The sequence below is a fragment of the Mesorhizobium sp. M1142 genome (assembly GCF_040318565.1).
Taxonomy (GTDB): Bacteria; Pseudomonadota; Alphaproteobacteria; order Rhizobiales; family Rhizobiaceae; genus Mesorhizobium.
In genome coordinates, this window is the sequence record NZ_JAMYMK010000001.1 from 561,308 (window position 1) to 580,483 (window position 19,176).

A 19,176-nucleotide genomic window follows, 5' to 3' on the forward strand; every position below is an offset into this window, starting at 1 on the left:
TCACGCGTTCGCCGCTGACGGCCGCCGCGTCAGTGCCGACCAACGTCCCGGTGTGACGCCGAACGCCTTCTTGAAATGCCGATTGAAATGGCTTTGATCACTGAAGCCGGCGGCGATGGCGATTTGCGCCAGCGGCTCGTCGGCTTCGATCATCCGACGGGCTCGCTGAAGCCGGCGCATCAACAGGAACCGGTGCGGGCTGGTCGAGAAGGTCGCGCGAAAATGCCGCGACAGGGCATAACGATCCAATCCGGTTATCGCCTCCAATTCGTCTGAACGTACAATCCGCGCGAGATTTTCCTCCAGATAGTCGCGCGCCAGGCTGGCGGCGCGCCACGCCGTTTTCGCTACCGGTTTCGCCGGCTGACCGGCGTGCCGGGCCAGGCTTTGCATAAGCTGCGTCATGAAATCGACGACAAACAGCTCGTCCAGTTGCTGATCCAGCGGCCCGAGCGCCGAAAGCAGCGTCGCGCGGAGATCGCGGTCTGTCACAACGGCATTCCTGACGAACGGCAGTGATCCGCCGCCGAGACAATCGAGCATCAGAGACGGCTCCAAATAGAGCATTCTGTATCGCAAGCCGTCTTCGGTACCGGCACCGCCATCGTGCAGTTCGTCGGGATGAAGGATAATGATCTGGCCAGGCAAGCTCTGATGCATTTGGCCGCGATAGCGGAAGCGCTGCACGCCATAAAGCGTCACCCCGATCGCATAGGTGTCGTGGCGATGGAGATCGAAGGCGTTGCCGTGGAACCGGGCCTCGATGCGTTCCATGCCGGCAGCACGGGGTGCCGGTACGATGCAGTTTTCGGCTGCATCCACGCACAAACGTCCAAGACCCTGAAAGGCTTCCCCGTCTAGACCGTGCGGCATCGCTTTTCTCGCAGCCTCGGATTGGCCCCTTTCGGATTGGAAACTGTCGCATGTTCGATACGAAATTTGCAATCGTGCTCAAGGATGATCTTCCCGTCTGGCAAAAGCTCAATGTCACCGCCTTTCTGACCAGCGGCATCGTCGCGCAATTTCCCGACATTATCGGCGACCCCTACCGTGATCGCGCCGGCAACATCTACAACCCGCTGTCGATCCAGCCGGTCATCGTGCTTTCGGCGGACGGCCAGACGCTCGGCGCGATCCAGCGGCGGGCGCTGGAGCGTGGTGTGACGGTATCGCTCTATGTCGAGGAAATGTTTTCGACTGGTTATGATCTGGCCAACCGTGCCGTCTTTGCCGAGTTTGCGCCGGAGGACGCCAAGGTGGTCGGCATCGCGCTTCGCGCCGAAAAGAAACTCGTCGACAGGATCACCAAGGGTGCCCGCATGCACGCTTGACTCGTCGGCCACCAGCAACAAAACCTTAGCCTGTCGTTGTGCCAGCCTCTTTTGGCTTGCCCGCAGGCGACAATTCCCGCATGGGTGAAGGACTGCCTTGCTTCCCGTCCGGCCTGAAATTGAATGCTTCCCCAAGACATGACGAAAGCGCGACATCGCCGGCGGCGATCCTGTGCATGCTTTCCGTCTATGTGTTTTTCACCTTCCTCGACACCAGCAGCAAGTACCTTGTCCTGGCCGGCGTCTCGGCGCTGATCGTCGCGTGGACCCGCTTCGCGGTCCATGTGCTGATCGTCGGCGTTTTTCTGCGCGGATGGCGTGAGCCGCTGCGCTTTCGTCCCGCCAACCTGCCGGCGCACATCACGCGCGGTCTGCTCCTGTTCGGATCGACGATGTTCAACATTCTGGCGCTGCGGACGCTGCAACTGGCGGAAACCACCTCGATCTACTTCTTCGGCCCGATGGTGATCACCGCGCTTGCCGGTCCGTTGCTCGGCGAATGGGCCGGCTGGCGGCGCTGGCTGGCGATCATGAGCGGCTTTATCGGCGTCCTCGTCATCACCCGGCCGGGCGTCGGCCTTTTTGGCGTCGGCCATCTCTTTGCGCTCGGCTCGATGCTGTCGAACAGTTTCTACGTCATCATGACGCGCCGCATGTCGGCTACGGAAACCTCCGAAAGCCTCATCCTGTTTTCGGCGCTGGCGCCGGCCGTGCTGCTTTTGCCGACACTGCCGTTTTCGCCTTCGCTGCCGCAGGATGGCTGGCACTGGTTCATATTGCTGATGCTTGGCGTCTTCGGCGCCATCGGTCATTGGCTTCTTGTGCAGGCCTATCGCCTTGCCACCACCACGGCCCTGGCTCCCTATCCCTATTCGCAGATGATCTGGATGATCATCTCCGGCCTGATCGTCTTCAACCAGTTTCCCGATGGCTGGACGCTGGTCGGTGCCACAGTCATCGTCGCCAGCGGCCTCTACATCGTTCACCGTGAGCACCGGCTTCGTTTGCGTAACCGCGCGACGCTGGACGCGGAGGCGGAAGCGCTGGCAAAAAAACTTTGATTTGCTCGGAATCGATGGCATAAGAGCCGGCCTTTAAACAGTTTAAATTGCTTCGGGAGCGCAGGGCGCTGGCACAGAAGATCAAGCTTTCGACCATCGCGGATGCGCTCGGCGTGTCCACGGCCACGGTCTCGCTGGCCTTGCGCGACAGCCCGCTGGTCGCCGGCGGCACCCGCGACCGCATCAAGGAACATGCCCGCGCCATCGGCTATATCTACAACCGCCGCGCCGCCAGCCTGCGCACCTCGCGCTCGGGCATAGTCGGCGTTGTCGTCCACGACATCATGAACCCGTTCTTTGCCGAGATATTGCGTTCGATAGAGAGCGAGCTCGACCGCAGCCGGCAAACCTTCATCCTGTCGAACCACTACGACCAGCTCGAGAAACAACGCACTTTCATCGACACGCTTCTGCAGCTCGGCGCTGACGGGGTCATCATGTCGCCGGCCATCGGCACGCCGCCCGAAGACATAATCATGGCCGAGGAGAACGGTCTCCCGGCAGTGCTGATTGCACGCACCGTCGAAGGTGCCGACGTGCCGGTGTTTCGCGGCGACGATGCCTATGGCACCGGGCTTGCCACCAACCATCTGATCTCGCTTGGCCACAAGCGCATCGCAATGATCGGCGGTACCGATCAGACGTCGACCGGCCGCGACCGCTATCAGGGATATGTCAACGCCATGGAGGCGGCGGGGCTTGAGGTCAGGCCGTCCTGGCGCATCGCCGGCCCGCGCACCAAGCAGGCCGGCTTCGAGGCTGCCGGGCAGTTCCTGGCGCTAAAGGACAGGCCGACCGCGGCCTGCTGCTGGAACGACCTCGTCGCCATCGGCCTGATGAACGGCATTGCCCGCGCTGGTCTGGTGCCGGGCATCGACATTTCGGTCACTGGCTATGACGACCTCGAGGAGGCGGCGATCGCGACGCCGGCGCTAACCACGGTCTGGAACGGCCAGCGTGAGGTTGGCCGCCGCGCTGCCAGCGCGCTGCTCGACAAACTCAACGGACAGACGGTGCGGCCGTCGCAGGAACTGATCAAGCCGGAACTGCATGTGCGCCAGTCGACCGGCAAACCGGTGGAACGTGCATGACAAAAACCGACCAGCAAGCTGTTACCATTCTGGTGCCGGGCCAGTTCAACGACCATGCGGTCGGCCGCATCGACGGGGCGTTCAGCCGCGTCCGGATCGAACGCGCCGATCCGTCGCTGGTCACCGACGAGATGCGCCTTACCGTGCGCGGCATAGCCGCCTTTGGCGGCATAAGCGCCGCGTTGATGGACGCGCTGCCAAAGCTCGAGATTATCGCCAATTTCGGCGTCGGCTATGATTCGGTCGATGTCCACCACGCCGCACGGCGCGGCATCATGGTCACCAACACACCGGATGTGCTGACCGAAGAGGTCGCCGATACGGCGCTCGGCCTGTTGATCAATACCATCCGCGAACTGCCGCGCGCCGAGGCCTGGCTGCGCGATGGAAATTGGCTGCGCAACGGCAACTATCCGCTGAGCCGGCTGACTTTGCGCGGTCGCCATGTCGGCATCTTCGGCATGGGCCGCATCGGCCTCGCCATTGCCCGCCGGCTCGATGCTTTCGGACTGCCCATCGCCTATCACAACCGGCGCCGCGTCGAAGGCCTGCCCTATGACTATCACCCGACGCTGAAAGGTCTCGCCGAGGCGGTCGACACGCTGATCTCGGTGGCGCCCGGTGCGGCCTCGACGGACAAGGCCGTCAATGCCGAAATCCTCTCGGCTCTGGGGCCGAACGGCGTCTTCGTCAATATCGGCCGGGGCAGCACGGTCGACGAACCAGCTCTTGCCGCCGCACTTGCCGGCGGCAGCATCGCCGCTGCCGGGCTAGACGTTTTTGCCGACGAGCCGAACGTGCCTGCGGCGTTGCTTGCCGCGCCCAACACCTCGCTTTTGCCTCATGTCGGCTCGGCCTCGCAGCACACCCGCCGCGCCATGGCGGACCTGTGCGTCGACAATCTGGTCTCGTGGTTTTCGCAGCGCAAGGCGCTGACGCCGGTGCCGGAGACGGCAAACGTCAAGGCGAGGCCGTGACCGCCCTATTGTTAACTTCAGCTTAACCCTTCGGAATCATTCTGCCTCCTTGGCTAGTGTATGTCCCCTTGACAGCACATGGCAGCAAGATGAAGCGCGCCTCCTCCTGATGACATCGAACACGGCGCGCTTGAAATGCGCGGAGAAACAGGATGAAAACGCTTCCCGCATTGATGGCGATTGCTGCGCTGTTAGGCAGCGTCCAGCTGTTTTACGCCGGTAGCGGTCAAAGCCGCGCAGCCAGTGAGCCAGCACCTTCGTCCAGCACCTACAGGCTGGTAGCCCATGGTGACGAGGCGTCTTGTGCGGTCACCCGTGGCGCCGAGATTTCGCAAGGCCTGTCGCTGTTGACGGTCGCCGCGAATTGCCGCCGGGTGTTGCCCGGTGTCGAGCAGGCGAAGTTCTGGCGAGAGCAGGATGACGGCACGGTCACATTCAGCGCCAACGGCAACGATCCGATCGTCATGTTCTCGGTCGCCGATGGCGACGGTTACGAATCCTACGCGCCGGTGCTGCCGCTGCTGACCCTGGCGTCGGCCGGCAACTGACGAGCCCTATTCTGCCGCAGCGCGCGCACCCGATTTCGCCGCCTGATGCAGCCGCACGGCGTCACCGAAAGCGCGAAATATCTTTACCGAGATGCTGTCCGATTTGACCCAGTATTCGGGATGCCACTGGACGCCGACGGCGAAAGCCCGTGCATCGCGCACCGAGACCGCCTCGACAGTGCCGTCGGCGGCGACCGCTTCGACCTGCAGCTTTGGGCCAAGCCGGTCGACAGCCTGGCGATGCACCGAATTGACCATGATGTCGCCGGCGCCGAAGACCCCGGCCAGGCAGCTGCCGGGTTTTATCGACACGCTCTGGCGGATGGCGAAGCGTTCGTCCTGATTGTCGCTTGCAGGCGCACGATGATCGAGCGAACCGGCGCGTTCCTGGATTTCAGTGGCCAGCGTGCCACCCAGCGCCACATTCATCTCCTGGATGCCGCGGCAGATCGCGAGCAGCGGTACTCCGCGCTCCACCGCCCTGCGGATCAGCGGCAGCGTGGTGGCGTCGCGGGCGGGGTCGTAGGGACCATTGGCTTCACTGGCGTCACCGCCGTAGAGCGAGGGATGAACGTTGGACTTCGAACCGGTGACCATGACGCCGTCGACGGCGGAAAGCAGTTCATCGAAGTCGAGCCGGTCGCCGAAGGACGGTACCAGCAGCGGGAACACGCCTGCCCCTGAAAGCGCCGCTTCAAGATATTGCTGCGGCGCGGCATGCCAGGTGTAATTGTCGAACTGGCGGACGTCGGTCGATATGGCGACGAGCGGCTGGTGCATTTGGTCCGGATCCCATCGGGTGCAACGAATTATCTGCCTGCAAAATAGGCGATCCGAAGGTGCATTTCCATGGCAAGTTTCGGCGTGTCGCGTAGGCCAGTTAATCGACGTTAGACTATAGTTGCAAGATCTGGCCCAACGCCGTGAATTTCTCCGAAATGCGCCACTCAAACCGGGCTGCCGCGCTGGACTCGACTCCTTGCCTGTGTATTGTCGGCTCGAAGCCGATGCGGGCGCCGAAGCGTCCCGAACGTCGGTCAGTTGATCCAAACGGGAGGAACTTCATGGATCGTCGTTCGTTCATCCGCAAGGCCGGCACCACGGGTTTCGGCGCTGCGGCCGCTGCCGCGACACTTGCTGCGCCGGCCATCGCCCAGTCCAATCCGAAAGTAACCTGGCGGCTGGCGTCGTCCTTCCCGAAGTCGCTCGATACGATCTACGGCGGTGCCGAAGTGTTTTCCAAGATGCTTTCGGAGGCGACCGACGGCAACTTCCAGGTCCAGGTCTTCGCCTCCGGCGAACTCGTTCCCGGCCTGCAGGCCGCCGATGCCACCACAGCCGGCACGGTCGAGGCCTGCCATACTGTGGCATACTATTACTGGGGCAAGGACCCGACCTGGGCGCTGGGAGCGGCGGTTCCGTTTTCGCTCAACGCGCGCGGCATCAACGCCTGGCACTATCATGGCGGGGGCATCGATCTGTTCAACGAGTTCCTGGCGACGCAGGGTCTGTTCGGGCTGCCGGGCGGCAATACCGGCGTGCAGATGGGCGGCTGGTTTCGCAAGGAGATCAAAACGGTTGCCGACCTTTCCGGCCTCAAGATGCGCATCGGCGGTTTTGCCGGCAAAGTGGTGCAAAGGCTCGGCGTGGTTCCGCAGCAGATCGCCGGTGGCGACATTTATCCGGCGCTGGAAAAGGGCACGATCGATGCCGCCGAATGGGTTGGCCCTTATGATGACGAGAAGCTCGGCTTCTACAAGGTTGCGCCCTATTACTACTATCCCGGCTGGTGGGAAGGTGGACCGACCGTCCATCTGATGTTCAACAAGGCGAAATACGACGAACTTTCGCCGGCTTACAAGTCGCTGGTGCACACTGCCGCCCAAGCGGCCGATGCCAACATGCTGCAGAAATACGACTACCTCAACCCGGCGGCGGTGAAGCGGCTGGTTGCCGGCGGCGCCAAGTTGAGTCCGTTCAGCCAGGAGATCATGGCCGCCTGCTTCGAAAAGGCCAACGAGGTCTATGCCGAGATGGAAGCCTCGAACGCGCCGTTCAAGAAGATCTGGGACTCGATCAAGGCGTTCCGCAAGGAGCATTATCTCTGGGCGCAGGTGGCCGAGTACAACTACGACACCTTCATGATGGTCCAGCAGCGCAACAGCAAGCTCTGAACCTTGCTGCTCTGCGGCGCCGGCGTTCCTTCGGGACGCTGGCGCCGCAGCGCATTCCGTTTGCGATCAGCCGGGCACCACCAGAACCTTGACTTCGCCTGGCGCAGGCGGATTGGCGATCACTGCAGCTGACTCTTCAAGCGTGACCTGCCGCGATATCAGCCGGTCTACCTCGATAGCCCCCGAAGCGATAAGATCGGCGGCCCGGCGATGGGTAAAGGGATTGAGGAAGGAGCCCAGGACCTTCAACTCGCGGAACAGCAGGTCGAACGGTTCGAACGCCGCTTTCATGCCTTGCGGCATAACGCCGACGACGACAATTGTGCCGCCCGCTTTGGCCAGCCGCATCGCCTGCTCAACAGTGTCTTTCACGCCTGCGCATTCGAACACCACGTCGACGCCGCCCGGCATCAAACCCGACCGGCCGACGATCGCATCGGTGACATCGAAGGCGCTGGGATCGACCGTCGCCGTTGCGCCAAGTCGCTCGGCAAGAGCCCGCCGCGAGGCCTGACGCGTCGACAGGATGATGGTCGTCGCACCGGCGAGCTTTGCCAGCTGAACGGTGAGCAGGCCGATCACGCCGCCGCCGAGCACCGCGACCGACGAGCCTGGTTTGATCGCGGCAAGGTCCACGCCATGCAGGCAGCAGCCGAGCGGCTCGCAGAAAGCACCATGCGTAGGCTTCAGATCGGCTGGCAAGGCGAAGGCCTGTTTCTGCGGCAAGGCAAGATATTCGGCAAAGCCGCCGTCGCGATGGATGCCGATGGCACGCAGATTGCTGCAGAGATTGACTCGGCCCGCTTGACAATGCGCGCAGCGCCCGCAGGCAATATTGGGATCGCCGGTGACGCGGTCGCCGACCGAAAAGCCGGATACCGCAGGTCCGATCGCCTCGACGATGCCGGAGAATTCATGCCCGAGCGTCACGGGCGGCGTGCACGGGAATTCACCATGGAAAAGATGTCTGTCGGTGCCGCAGACGCCGCACGCCTCGATCCGTACCAGCAGATCGCTCGGCCCGGCGGTCGGTTTCTCGACCTCGCACACGGCGAGGCCGCCCACCCGCTCCAACCGAACCGCCTTCATGGCTGCAGGGCCTTCCTCAGTTGAAACTCGCCTCAGTTGAAACTCGGGGGTTGCGACAGATCGATTGCCGGTGCCGCCGGCTTCGCGGGCGGCTTTTCGTCGAAGCTCGGCGGCTGCGACAAATCCGGTGTGGAAGGTGAGGCCGGGGCAGTGCCGCCGTTGGCCGGCGGCGTGCCAAGCGGCGACAAGCCGATGCCAGGCGTTTCCGGCACCTGGTAGTTGATGGTGCCCGGATCGACGACGGTGCCTTTGTAGTGCATCACCATCTGCGGGAAGGCGATGGTCAGGCCGATCATGATTACCTGGATACAGACGAAGGGCACTGCGCCCCAATAGATCTGCCCTGTGGTGACCGGCGCGATCTGCTTGCCGGTGAGCCGGTCGAGATAGGGCACGCGCGCGGCGACCGAGCGCAGATAAAACAGCGCGAAGCCGAAGGGCGGATGCATGAAGGAGGTCTGCATGTTGACGCCTAAAAGCACGCCGAACCAGATCAGGTCGATGCCGAGCTTGTCGGCCGCCGGCGCCAAAAGCGGCACGATGATGAAGGCAAGCTCGAAAAAGTCGAGGAAGAAGGCGAGCACGAAGACGAGGATGTTGACGCCAATCAGGAAACCGACTTCACCGCCCGGCAGCGAGGTCAACAGGTGCTCGACCCAGATGTGGCCATTGACCCCGTAAAAGGTCAGCGAGAACACCCGCGCGCCGATCAGGATGAACAGAACGAAGGACGACAGCCTGGTCGTCGAGGCCAGCGCCTGCTTGACCACGTCGAGCGACAGCCGCCCCTTCATCGCGGCCATTGCCAGCGCGCCGACGGCGCCCATGGCGCCGCCTTCCGTCGGCGTGGCGATGCCGAGGAAGATGGTGCCCAGCACCAGGAAGATCAGCGCCAGCGGCGGGATCAGGACGATGATCACCTGCTGCGCCAGCCTCGACATCAGGTTGATCTTCAGGCGCTGGTCGACGATCGCCACGACATAGATGAAGATGACGCCAATAGTGGCGCCGAGGATATCGGCGTCGCCGCCATGGTTCGGCGCAAGGTAGCGATACGCCGCATAGGAAACCACCACCGCCGCCAGCACCGCCGCCAGCAGCGACAGCACGCCGTGGCCGAGCGTGCGGGCCTCCAGCGGCAGGGCCGGCATCGACTTCGGCCGGAAGATCGACATGAGCAGGATGTAGAGCATGTAGATGCCGGTCAAAATGAGCCCGGGGATCAGCGCTCCCTTGTACATATCGCCGACCGAGCGGCCGAGCTGGTCGGCCAGGACGATCAGCACCAGCGACGGCGGGATGATCTGGGCGAGGGTCCCGGACGCGGCAATGACGCCGGATGCCAGCCGCCGGTCGTAGCCGTAGCGCAGCATGATCGGCAGCGAAATCAGACCCATGGCAATGACGGAGGCCGCCACCACGCCGGTCGTCGCGGCAAGCAGCGCGCCGACGAAAATCACGGCATAGGCAAGGCCACCACGGACCGGTCCGAACAGCTGGCCGATGGTGTCGAGCAGGTCTTCGGCCATGCCGGATCGTTCGAGCACGATGCCCATGAAGGTGAAGAACGGGATCGCCAGCAGCGTATCGTTCGACATCACCCGGCTGCCATAGAAATTATCCGGCAACGCGTGCAGCAACGGCCAGGCGAGATTGATGGAGCCGCCCGAATAGGGCGACAGCAGCACGCCGATGAAGAAGAACATCAGGCCGTTGGCGGCGAGCGAGAAGGCGACGGGGTAGCCGATCAGCAGGAAGACGACCAGCGAGGCAAACATGATCGGCGCCATGTTCTGGGCGATGAACTCGATCACGAGCGCACCTCTTCCACGAGCGCCTTGGCTTCTAGCTCGGCCTGCTCATGCACCGATATGAACGGAGTGGGATCGTCCATCTGACCGCGCATGATGGCGATCTTTTTGATGATCTCGGAAATGCCCTGCAGCGCGAGTAGAAAAAAGCCGGCCAGCAGAATCGCCTTCGCCGGCCAGATGATCAGCCCGCCGGAATTGTTCGACATCTCGCCGCTGCGATACGACAGCGACACATAGGGAACGAAATAGACGACCATCAACGTCACGAACGGCATCAGGAAGAAGACGTGACCGAAAAGGTCTATCCAGTGCTGCACACGGCGCGAGAACATGCCGTAGACGATATCGATGCGGATATGGTCGTTCTGTTTCAGAGTGTAGGCGGCGGCCAGCATGAAGGCGGCGCCGAACAGATACCATTGCAATTCCAGCCAGGCGTTCGAGGACATGTCGAACACCTTGCGGATCACGGCGTTGGCGGCGCTTACCAGGATCGCCAGCAGGATCAGCCACGAAACCCATTTGCCGATGAATTCGTTCAAACGGTCAATGGCTCTGGAAAGAGCGAGAAGCCCTGCCATGCATTCCTCCCTTGTGTCGGAGCGCGCCGGTTCCCTGTCCGTCGCGTCGCTGTGGACCAACGGTATGCAGTGCGTGGTTCGGCGGGTCAACATCGGACAGCCCGCATAAACACAGTTGTGAGGTGGCCGCCGGCAAAATGCTGCCGCGTCCTTTGCATGTCCAAGGGGACATGTGGTTCATTCATCCAACCAAAGTCGGATGCGGCTCAGGCGATCTTCTGTTGGTCGCGGCCGGAGCCGATCAGCACAAGCATAGCGACGAGGAACAGGTACATCCAGCCGTCCCGCCATTCGAGCGGGAAATAGCCGGACCATAGCGATTCGGCCATGCCGAAAGCGGCGGCGCCTAGTGCCGCCCGCAAAGGCGAGAGATAGCCGCCCACTGCGGTCACGAACAGGATTTTCAACCCGTAGACCAACCCTGTGCCGAAGCTGATGTTGCCGTAGTAGAAGGCGGCGAGCACGCCAGCCATTGCCGCGCAAAGGCCGCCGAAAAGCACCGCACGCCGAAACACCGCGCGGACATCGACGCCGCACATCGCAGCGGCGTTTGGATCGTCGGATACGGCACGCCAGCTTCGGCCGAAGCTGGAATGTGTGAACCCCCACGCAGCCAGCGAAATAGCCGCCAGGACGGCGGCGCAATCGAGCAACTGAATCAGTGTCAACGTCGCCTTGAAGCTGGCATTCTGCGCGAAGACGATGGTCTGGGCCAGCATTGGCGGCAACCATAGGTCATGGGTATCGGCGGCGATGCGGCTGGCTTCCGACAAGACCAGCAATATGCCGAGCGTGGTCACCACGATGGCGTTGGGCGAGCGGGCGGCCAGCGGTTCGAAGATGCTTCGCGACAGGACATGGCTGAGCAGCGCCGCATAAAGGAATGCCGCCACTACGCCGAGCGCGACCGATGCAAACAGCGTCAACCACAGCGCCTGATAGCCGAACGCCGCGGTGAGGATCATCGTATGCCCGCAAAAGGCGAACAGCGCGCCATAGGCAAGATTGGTGCGGTGCAGGATGCCGTTGGTCAGCACGTAGCCGAAGGCAAGCAATGCGTAGAGCGCGCCCGAATGCAGCCCGTTCAGAACCTGCTGGAAGAAATAGAGCATGCAAGACCCTCGATGCATGCCCCACAATCGGGGCGGGGCTTGAGACGACGACATTCTCGATACGGCGATCGCCTCACTGACGAGCGTTGCACCCGGAATCTAACTTGTCAAACGCGATTTATCGGTTAGATTCGCGATATGACAGTATCCTGGACTCCGCACCGCTTCACCGGTGGTATGCTGGCGCTCGACACGGCGAACACCGTCGTTTTGCGGAACGATCCGGAGGAAACTTTCGACCGTTTCGACGATCCGGCCGAGATCGCCCGCTTTGCCGAAGCCGCGAGTGGCTTTCGCGCCGCCGAGCTCGGCGGCAGGCGGCTCGTAGCGCCGGCGCCTGAAAAGATCGCACCGGTGGTGCTGTCGATTCGCGAGACGACCGATCGGCTGTTTCGCGGCGCGGTATCGAAAGGTGCGATCGACACCGCCGACATGCCTGAATTCCTGGAAGCCTGCGCCGATGGCCTCGCCCATGGCCACACCGAAATCGGCATGCCCGGAAAACCGTTCGGCGATCCGGCAACGCCGATCGCCTTCGAGGCGGCGCTTGCGGTCTCGGCGCTGTCGCTGCTGCGCAGCGACACCATCGCCAGGCTGAGGATATGTCCGAACTGCAGCTGGCTGTTTGTCGACAAAAGCCGCAATTCCAGCCGCCTCTGGTGCGATATGGCGGTGTGCGGCAACCGCCAGAAGGCAAACCGATACTATCGCCGCCGGACCGCGGCCAGGGAGGTCACCAATGCCTAAGAAATATTCGCGCGCGATGATCGTCGTCGCGGCGTTGTTCGCGGCGACCGCGCTCGGCGCCTGCCGTGATTCCGGCAAGGACCAGCTGTTCGCCATTTCCGGGAAGCTGTTCGAGTTCAACTACCGGCTGGGTATCGCCACCTACGTCATCACCCTCAATCCGCTGCGGCCGGTGGGTGAGGGGCAGGTCGCCGTGGTCTCCTTCCAGAACCCGGCCGGTGGTGATCCGATCATCGTCACCCAGAAAATATGGCCGAAGCTGCCGCATGTGACGCTCACCAGCCCGCCGCTCACCTGCGTTGTCAAGGACAAGCCCTATGCGGTGTCGATCCGCATCGAGGATTCCAGCGGCCAGTTGCTGCAGAGTTTCGAGACCACTCTGACGTCCTCGCTCGACCAGTCGGTCCTGCCCGACCGGCCCCTGGTGGTCGGGCCAGTCTACGAGCTCAACAAGGACTTGGCCGGCCATGTCGACGGCAAGCTGCCCGGTGAACCGAAGCCCAGTTGCCCAAAGGCTGCATGATGCGTCACCAGCGGCACCGACCGCCGCCGGAGTTTTCGTGCTCGGCCATCCTCCCCGACAGGCGTTTCGTGGCGCCACACGGCCGCGCACCGATCGTTTGTTGCGGACCGCCTGGCACCTTCGATTTCGTTTGACCTCCCCGGCAAGGGAAGAAAGACTGTAGGCACTCGACTCCGACGTTGGCCGTGCACCTCCTGGCACGGTCTCCGCACAGGAAACGCCTGATGACGCTGCACAACGTCGCGCTCGACGACAAGTTCGACCTGGCAAAGGAGCGCATCTTCCTGTCGGGCGCCCAGGCAGTCATCCGCATGCTTCTGATGCAGCGCGAGCGCGACCGCCGGGCTGGCCTGAACACCGCCGGTTTCGTCTCCGGCTATCGTGGCTCGCCGCTCGGCGGCCTCGACATGCAGCTGTGGAAGGCCAGAAACCAGCTCGCGCAGTCGGACATCGTCTTCCAGCCCGGTCTCAACGAGGAGCTCGCCGCCACCGCGTGCTGGGGCTCGCAGCAGGCGGAATTGCTGGGCGAGGGTACCCATGACGGCGTTTTTTCGGTCTGGTACGGCAAGGGTCCGGGCGTCGACCGCTCCGGCGACGTGTTCCGCCACGCCAATCTCGCCGGGTCGTCGAAACATGGCGGCGTGTTAGCCCTGATGGGTGACGACCACATGGCCGAATCCTCGACCAACGCGCATGCCACCGAGTTCCTGTTCGTCGACACCATGGTGCCGATCCTCAATCCGGCCGGCGTCCAGGAGATCATCGACTACGGCCTCTACGGCTTTGCCATGTCGCGTTTTGCCGGCACCTGGGCGGCGATCAAATGCGTCAAGGACAACATCGAATCGACGGCCTCGGTCGATGCCGCGCTCGACCGGCTAGATATCGTCGTCCCGGACTTCGACATGCCGCCCGGCGGCCTCAACATCCGTAACGAGATCGACATGCTCGGCCAGGAGGAGCGGTTGCATGAATACAAGCGCGCCGCAGCTTCCGCCTTCATCCACGCCAATGGGCTGAACCGGATCGTCTATTCGGGCGGCAGCAGCGCCAGGCTTGGCATCGTCACCATCGGCAAGAGTTATCTCGACGTTCGCCAGGCGCTGGAGGATATCGGCATCGACGAAGCGGCCGCCAATCGTATCGGCATCAGGCTGTTCAAGGTCGGCTGCCCGTGGCCGCTCGACCTGCAGCACGTCGCCGACTTTGCTCGCGGCCTCGATACCATCGTCGTCGTCGAGGAGAAACGCTCGCTGATCGAGGTGCAACTGCGCGAGAACCTTTACGGCACCGCGACGCAGCCGGTCATCGTCGGCAAGAAGGACGAGCGCGGCGACTGGCTGTTCCCGGCCAAGGGCGCGCTCGACCCCAACGACATTGCCATCGCGCTCGGCGAGAGGATTTTGCGAACGATCGGCCCGTCAGAGGAAATCGCCGCGCGGGTGGCGAAATTGCGCCAGTTCCAGGCGATGCTGGCCGACACGTCAGACATCGCCTCGCGCACGCCGTTCTTCTGCTCCGGCTGCCCACACAATTCCTCGACCAAGGTGCCGGACGGCTCGCTCGCCGCCGCCCACCGCCATGGGCGGCGAAGGCGCGCAGTGGGTCGGCCAGGCGCCGTTCTCGAAGCGCGAGCACATCTTCCAGAACCTGGGCGATGGCACCTACAACCATTCGGGCGTGCTGGCGATCCGCTTCGCGCTGTCGACCGACGCCAACATCACCTATAAGATCCTCTACAATGACGCCGTCGCGATGACCGGCGGGCAGCCGCACGAGGGCGGCCTGACGGTGGACATGATCGCCAGGCAGGTGCGCGCCGAGGGCGTCGAGCGCATCGCCATCGTCACCGACGAGCCGGACAAATATACCGGCAAGGTGGAATTTCCCGCCGGCGCCACTATCCATCACCGCGACGACCTCGATCTCATCCAGCGCGAGTTGCGTTCGGTCAAAGGCGTCTCGGTGCTGCTCTACGACCAGACTTGCGCTGCCGAGAAGCGCCGTCGGCGCAAGCGCGGCACCTTCCCCGATCCCGACAAGCGTATCTTCATCAACGAGCTGGTCTGCGAAGGCTGCGGCGATTGCGGCGTGCAGTCGAATTGCGTCTCGATCCAGCCGGTCGAGACCGAATTCGGCCGCAAGCGCAAGATCGACCAGTCGAGCTGCAACAAGGACTTCTCTTGCGTCAACGGTTTCTGCCCCTCCTTCGTTACCGTTCACGGCGCCAAAATCAGGAAAGCCGAAGGCATAGCCGGCGCGGCCGACCCGCTCGCGGGGGTGCCGGCGCCGGCGCAATTTACGCTCGGTGAACAAGGCTGGGCGGCGATCATCGACGGTGTCGGCGGCACCGGCGTCGTCACCATAGGCGCGGTGCTAGGCATGGCCGCGCACCTGGAAGGCAAGGGCTGCGGCATGATCGACATGGCCGGCCTCGCCCAGAAGGGCGGCTCCGTGTTCACCCATGTCCGCATCGCCCGCACGCCGGACGACATCCACGCCATTCGGGTATCGGCCGGCAAAGCCGACCTCGTGCTTGGCTGCGATCTCGTCGTTTCGGGTGCCAAGAAGGTGCTGGCCGCGGTGCGCGAAGGCCATACCATCTTCCTCGCCAACACCGCCGAGATCATGCCGGGCGAGTTCGCCCGTTCGGCCGATTTCTCGCTGCCCGTCGAGCGGCTGAAGAAAGCGATAAGAACGGCCGCAGGCGACGACAAGACGCATTTCTTCGACGCCACCCGCACCGCCACCGCGCTGTTCGGCAGCTCGCTTGGCGCGAACATGTTCATGCTCGGCTTCGCCTTCCAGCATGGCGGCCTGCCGCTGTCGGCGGAGGCGGTCGAGAAGGCGATCGAACTCAACGGCGAGGCGGTGGCGATGAATGTCGCGGCATTTCGCTGGGGCCGCCGCGCTGCCCACCAGCCGGATTTCGTGCGCGGCCCTCTCGCCCAGCCGGGCAAGGCCACGCAGCCTGCCGCCATTGCCGAGACGCTGGACGACATCATTGCCCGCCGCGTCGCCTTCCTGACCGCCTATCAGAACGCCGCCTATGGCAGGCGCTATGCCTACAGACTGGCGGCGCTGCGCAAGGCCGAAACCGATGCTGTGCCCGGCTCGACCGTGGTGACCGAAGCTGCCGCGAAGAACCTGTTCAAGCTGATGGCGATCAAGGACGAATACGAGGTGGCGCGGCTTTATACGGACGGCTCCTTTGCCGCAGAGCTCGCAAAGCAGTTCCAGAGCTATGGCAAGCTTGAATTCCATCTCGCACCGCCGATCATGGGCAGGCGCGGCAGTGACGGGAAGCCGAAGAAATCGAGCTTTGGCCCGTGGATGATGAACGGGTTCCGCCTGCTGGCGGCGATGAGGGGGCTGCGCGGCACCGCTTTCGACCTGTTCGGCTACAGCGCCGAGAGGCGTATGGAGCGGCAGCTTCTTGCCCTCTATGAAGCCGACCTGGAGCTTGTCGCCGGCGCGCTGGCGCCGGGCAAGATCGAGGCCGCTGCCGCGCTTGTTTCGGTACCGGCGCTCATCCGCGGCTTTGGCCACGTCAAGCAGGCCAGTGCCGAAAAAGCCGCCGGCGAACGCCAGCGCCTGCTCGACCGCCTCTCGAGGGCGCCGCTGCGGCCGCAACTTCAAGCCGCCGAATGATTCCGCGCTCTGACACCCCTTGTTTACCTGAACTGTAGTTTCCCTGCTTCCGCGGCGTCACCAATGGATGCCGGCAGGGCTCGAAACGCCGCTCTAAACCTTTCTTAAGGCCAATGTGACACTGCTGGGTTCCCCAGGGTTGGGATCCAGGCGTGAATCTGAGACGAAAAAACGAGATTCCGGTCGACGTTTACATTCCGTTCGTGGAAACGCTGTTTCGCGACGGGTTCACGCTGTCGATCGGCCTTGTTGCGCAGACCCTCCTCGTCATTCTGGTCTATTGGAAGACCATGGACTTGGCGTATCTTCTAGTTGCTGCTGGGCTCATCATTGTCGGTACTCTGCGCCTTCGCAACATCCGGAAATACGGGCGACTTCCTTCCCCGACGACGTGGGAAGAAGCCCATGATCGCGAAAATGATTACATAATTTTCGGTTCGATGCATGGTTTCATGCTTGGCGCGTTCTGTTTCGTTAGCATTTATCTGGCAAATGACAGCCACGACAACTATGCCGAAATAGCCTCTGTCTGCGTCACTCTTGCATCGGTTACGTCGATTGCCGGCCGCAATTATGGGTCGCCGCGCATGGTCATGATTTTTATCATTACCACCACATGGCCCATATCGCTTGGCTTTATCCTGCGCGGCGATATCTACCACATTATCCTCGGTCTGATGTCGGCCCCTTTTCTGTTTGCGATCAAGCGGTTCGCCGACATCGTCCGCGAAGTCCTGTTTACCGCCCTGTCGGAGGAAAAGAAGGCGAACCGCATCGCGCAGCGTTTCAACCGCGCGCTCAACACCATGTCGCATGGCCTTGTCATGCTTGGTCCCGACGGCCGGGTGGCGGTGGCCAATGCCGAAGCCGCGCACCTGATGTCGCTCAAATCGGCCGATGCGCTGCTAGGCCGCTCGATCCACGGTCTGCTGATGCGCGGCGCTGCAGGCGGCATGTTGGCGCCGAAAGATTGCCGTTACATCGAAGCCCAGCTGACGCGTGCGTTGCGCGAGGGCCGCGACCGCAAGGTCCTGGTCTCGCTCACCAACGGCCAGCACTATGAATTTTCGGCGCGCGAAGGCAGCCAGGAACTGGGCGTCGTCACTTTCGAGGATGTGACCGCCCGGGTCGAGGCGGAAGACAAGATCCGCTTCATGGCGCGCTACGACAGTCTCACCGGCCTGCCCAACCGCGCCTACTTCCACGAGTTGGTGGTGGAAGCCATGGCCTCAGGGGATCCCGCGCGTCTCTGCGGGCTGGTGGTGCTCGACCTCGACGATTTTAAGAGCGTCAATGACACGCTCGGCCATCCGGTCGGCGACGGATTGATCTACGCCGTTGCTGAGCGGCTGGCCGCGGTCGCTGGGCCAGGCATCACCGTCAGCCGCTTCGGCGGCGACGAGTTCATGATCTTCTTCGAGCGCATCGAGGATGAAAGCCACCTGATCGGCCAGGTTGATGAGATCTTTGTCAATCTACAGGGCGAGGTCGATGTCGCCGGCCACGGATTACGCATCCAGGGCAGCGGCGGCGCGGTGCTGTCGCGGGTCAAGGATACCGACGTCGACGCCATGATCGTCAAAGCCGACCTTGCACTCTACAAGGCCAAGGAGCTTGGCAAGAACGGTTGGCGGCTGTTCGAGGCCTCCATGGATGCTGCCTTCCGCAGCCGTCAGCTGATGAAGGCGGACCTGCGCAGCGCCGTGGAAAACAACGAATTGCGGGTGGTCTATCAGCCGATCGTGGCGATGAGCACGATGCGTATCGCCAGTTGCGAAGCGCTGTGCCGCTGGGATCATCCCGATCTCGGGCCGATTTCCCCCGGTATCTTTATTCCGCTGGCGGAGGAAATGGGGATTATTTCCGACATCAGCACCTTCGTCCTGCATGCGGCCTGCACGGAATGCGCCAAATGGCCGGCCCAGACCAGCGTCTCGGTCAATCTCTCGGCCAAGGATTTCCGCAACCGTGATGTCATCCAGAAGGTTCGCGACGCGCTGGCTGAATCCGGTCTTTCCGCCGGACGTCTGGAGATCGAGGTCACCGAGACGGCGCTGCTCGACGACAAGTCGCTGACACGCCAATATATCGAGGAGTTGAAGCGGCTCGGCGTGCGCATTGCGCTCGACGATTTTGGTACCGGCTATTCGAGCCTGAGCTATCTCCACAAGCTGCCGCTCGACAAGATCAAGATCGATCGCTCGTTCCTGATCGACGTCACCCAGAACAGCCGGTCGCTCGAATTGCTGAAGGGCATCGTCAACCTGTCGCGACCGCTGGGACTTTCAGTCACCGTCGAAGGTGTCGAGACCTTCGAACAGCTCAAGATCCTGGCATTGCAGGTCAAGCCGGACCTTGTCCAGGGCTTTCTGTTCGGATCTGCGCTCAGCGCGTCCGGCATCGAGACCATGTCGAGCACCGTCTGGCCTTTCGCCAAGGATATTAAGACGGCAAGGAAGGCGCCGCGGCGCTGACTT

Annotated in this window: 15 protein-coding genes and 1 pseudogene; 10 read left to right on the top strand and 6 right to left on the bottom strand. The window is 62.7% G+C overall.

Features of this window, described 5'->3' with window-relative positions; translation table 11 throughout:
• On the bottom strand, positions 1–873 hold the full coding sequence (locus NKH42_RS02760; protein WP_352686621.1) for an AraC family transcriptional regulator: 873 nt from the start codon (positions 871–873) through the stop codon (positions 1–3).
• Positions 874–923: 50 nt separating this feature from the next.
• Here NKH42_RS02760 and NKH42_RS02765 point away from each other — a divergent pair, with 50 nt between their 5' ends.
• The 5 genes from NKH42_RS02765 (at position 924) to NKH42_RS02785 (ending at position 5,008) form a co-directional block, all read left to right on the top strand.
• The gene (locus tag NKH42_RS02765) at positions 924–1,331 is read left to right on the top strand and encodes a DUF2000 family protein (protein ID WP_352505890.1); all 408 of its coding nucleotides are present in this window, start codon (positions 924–926) and stop codon (positions 1,329–1,331) included.
• A 176-nt stretch (positions 1,332–1,507) separates the two neighbouring features.
• The gene (locus tag NKH42_RS02770; protein ID WP_352505889.1) at positions 1,508–2,392 is read left to right on the top strand and encodes a DMT family transporter; all 885 of its coding nucleotides are present in this window, start codon (positions 1,508–1,510) and stop codon (positions 2,390–2,392) included.
• 68 nt (positions 2,393–2,460) lie between these two features.
• Entirely contained in the window at positions 2,461–3,483 is a 1,023-nt protein-coding gene (locus NKH42_RS02775) for a LacI family DNA-binding transcriptional regulator (protein WP_023676245.1), read from the top strand.
• On the top strand, positions 3,480–4,460 hold the full coding sequence (locus NKH42_RS02780; protein WP_352740490.1) for a 2-hydroxyacid dehydrogenase: 981 nt from the start codon (positions 3,480–3,482) through the stop codon (positions 4,458–4,460). Before NKH42_RS02775 ends, NKH42_RS02780 begins: the two co-directional genes overlap by 4 nt.
• Positions 4,461–4,612: 152 nt before the next feature.
• A complete protein-coding gene (locus NKH42_RS02785) occupies positions 4,613–5,008 on the top strand; it encodes a hypothetical protein (RefSeq protein ID WP_352480082.1) in 396 nt (131 codons plus the stop codon).
• A 6-nt stretch (positions 5,009–5,014) separates the two neighbouring features.
• Here NKH42_RS02785 and NKH42_RS02790 read toward each other — a convergent pair whose 3' ends face one another.
• On the bottom strand, positions 5,015–5,788 hold the full coding sequence (locus tag NKH42_RS02790; protein WP_352480083.1) for a gamma-glutamyl-gamma-aminobutyrate hydrolase family protein: 774 nt from the start codon (positions 5,786–5,788) through the stop codon (positions 5,015–5,017).
• Between the two features lie 284 nt (positions 5,789–6,072).
• Between NKH42_RS02790 and NKH42_RS02795 the strand changes: the two genes are divergently transcribed.
• On the top strand, positions 6,073–7,182 hold the full coding sequence (locus NKH42_RS02795) for a TRAP transporter substrate-binding protein (protein ID WP_352469878.1): 1,110 nt from the start codon (positions 6,073–6,075) through the stop codon (positions 7,180–7,182).
• A 66-nt stretch (positions 7,183–7,248) separates the two neighbouring features.
• Here NKH42_RS02795 and NKH42_RS02800 read toward each other — a convergent pair whose 3' ends face one another.
• The 4 genes from NKH42_RS02800 to NKH42_RS02815 all read right to left on the bottom strand — a co-directional run bounded on the left by NKH42_RS02800 (position 7,249) and on the right by NKH42_RS02815 (position 11,778).
• Entirely contained in the window at positions 7,249–8,271 is a 1,023-nt protein-coding gene (locus NKH42_RS02800; protein ID WP_352740496.1) for a zinc-dependent alcohol dehydrogenase family protein, read from the bottom strand.
• 32 nt (positions 8,272–8,303) lie between these two features.
• Positions 8,304–10,082 (bottom strand): TRAP transporter large permease, encoded by a 1,779-nt coding sequence (locus NKH42_RS02805; protein WP_352506052.1) that lies wholly within the window; start codon positions 10,080–10,082, stop codon positions 8,304–8,306.
• Positions 10,082–10,666: a TRAP transporter small permease subunit gene (locus tag NKH42_RS02810; protein ID WP_352700890.1), complete on the bottom strand. Its 585-nt coding sequence runs from the start codon at positions 10,664–10,666 to the stop codon at positions 10,082–10,084. The genes NKH42_RS02805 and NKH42_RS02810 overlap by 1 nt, the downstream gene beginning before the upstream one ends.
• A 206-nt stretch (positions 10,667–10,872) precedes the next feature.
• A complete protein-coding gene (locus tag NKH42_RS02815; protein ID WP_352480085.1) occupies positions 10,873–11,778 on the bottom strand; it encodes a branched-chain amino acid ABC transporter permease in 906 nt (301 codons plus the stop codon).
• Positions 11,779–11,916: 138 nt separating this feature from the next.
• On the opposite strand from NKH42_RS02815, the gene NKH42_RS02820 reads away from it, so the two are divergent.
• The 4 genes and pseudogenes from NKH42_RS02820 (at position 11,917) to NKH42_RS02835 (ending at position 19,173) form a co-directional block, all read left to right on the top strand.
• On the top strand, positions 11,917–12,525 hold the full coding sequence (locus NKH42_RS02820; RefSeq protein WP_254816039.1) for a CGNR zinc finger domain-containing protein: 609 nt from the start codon (positions 11,917–11,919) through the stop codon (positions 12,523–12,525).
• Complete coding sequence (locus NKH42_RS02825) at positions 12,518–13,048, top strand: hypothetical protein (RefSeq protein WP_352700888.1); 531 nt, start codon at positions 12,518–12,520, stop codon at positions 13,046–13,048. The genes NKH42_RS02820 and NKH42_RS02825 overlap by 8 nt, the downstream gene beginning before the upstream one ends.
• A gap of 224 nt (positions 13,049–13,272) precedes the next feature.
• A pseudogene (locus NKH42_RS02830) lies at positions 13,273–16,699 on the top strand (indolepyruvate ferredoxin oxidoreductase family protein).
• 152 nt (positions 16,700–16,851) lie between these two features.
• Positions 16,852–19,173 carry a putative bifunctional diguanylate cyclase/phosphodiesterase gene (locus NKH42_RS02835; RefSeq protein WP_352751858.1) on the top strand — a complete coding sequence of 774 codons (2,322 nt, stop codon included), beginning with the start codon at positions 16,852–16,854 and terminating at the stop codon, positions 19,171–19,173.
• Positions 19,174–19,176: the final 3 nt, after the last annotated feature.

What these genes read in the sequence shown, in the direction of transcription:
- NKH42_RS02795 (WP_352469878.1), top strand. Translation starts at nt 6,073, where the DNA reads ATGGATCGTCGTTCGTTCATCCGCAAGGCCGGCACCACGGGTTTCGGC.
- NKH42_RS02760 (WP_352686621.1), bottom strand. Translation starts at nt 873, where the DNA reads ATGCCGCACGGTCTAGACGGGGAAGCCTTTCAGGGTCTTGGACGTTTG.
- NKH42_RS02810 (WP_352700890.1), bottom strand. Translation starts at nt 10,666, where the DNA reads ATGGCAGGGCTTCTCGCTCTTTCCAGAGCCATTGACCGTTTGAACGAA.
- NKH42_RS02800 (WP_352740496.1), bottom strand. Translation starts at nt 8,271, where the DNA reads ATGAAGGCGGTTCGGTTGGAGCGGGTGGGCGGCCTCGCCGTGTGCGAG.
- NKH42_RS02765 (WP_352505890.1), top strand. Translation starts at nt 924, where the DNA reads ATGTTCGATACGAAATTTGCAATCGTGCTCAAGGATGATCTTCCCGTC.
- NKH42_RS02790 (WP_352480083.1), bottom strand. Translation starts at nt 5,788, where the DNA reads ATGCACCAGCCGCTCGTCGCCATATCGACCGACGTCCGCCAGTTCGAC.
- NKH42_RS02785 (WP_352480082.1), top strand. Translation starts at nt 4,613, where the DNA reads ATGAAAACGCTTCCCGCATTGATGGCGATTGCTGCGCTGTTAGGCAGC.
- NKH42_RS02825 (WP_352700888.1), top strand. Translation starts at nt 12,518, where the DNA reads ATGCCTAAGAAATATTCGCGCGCGATGATCGTCGTCGCGGCGTTGTTC.
- NKH42_RS02815 (WP_352480085.1), bottom strand. Translation starts at nt 11,778, where the DNA reads ATGCTCTATTTCTTCCAGCAGGTTCTGAACGGGCTGCATTCGGGCGCG.
- NKH42_RS02820 (WP_254816039.1), top strand. Translation starts at nt 11,917, where the DNA reads ATGACAGTATCCTGGACTCCGCACCGCTTCACCGGTGGTATGCTGGCG.
- NKH42_RS02780 (WP_352740490.1), top strand. Translation starts at nt 3,480, where the DNA reads ATGACAAAAACCGACCAGCAAGCTGTTACCATTCTGGTGCCGGGCCAG.
- NKH42_RS02770 (WP_352505889.1), top strand. Translation starts at nt 1,508, where the DNA reads ATGCTTTCCGTCTATGTGTTTTTCACCTTCCTCGACACCAGCAGCAAG.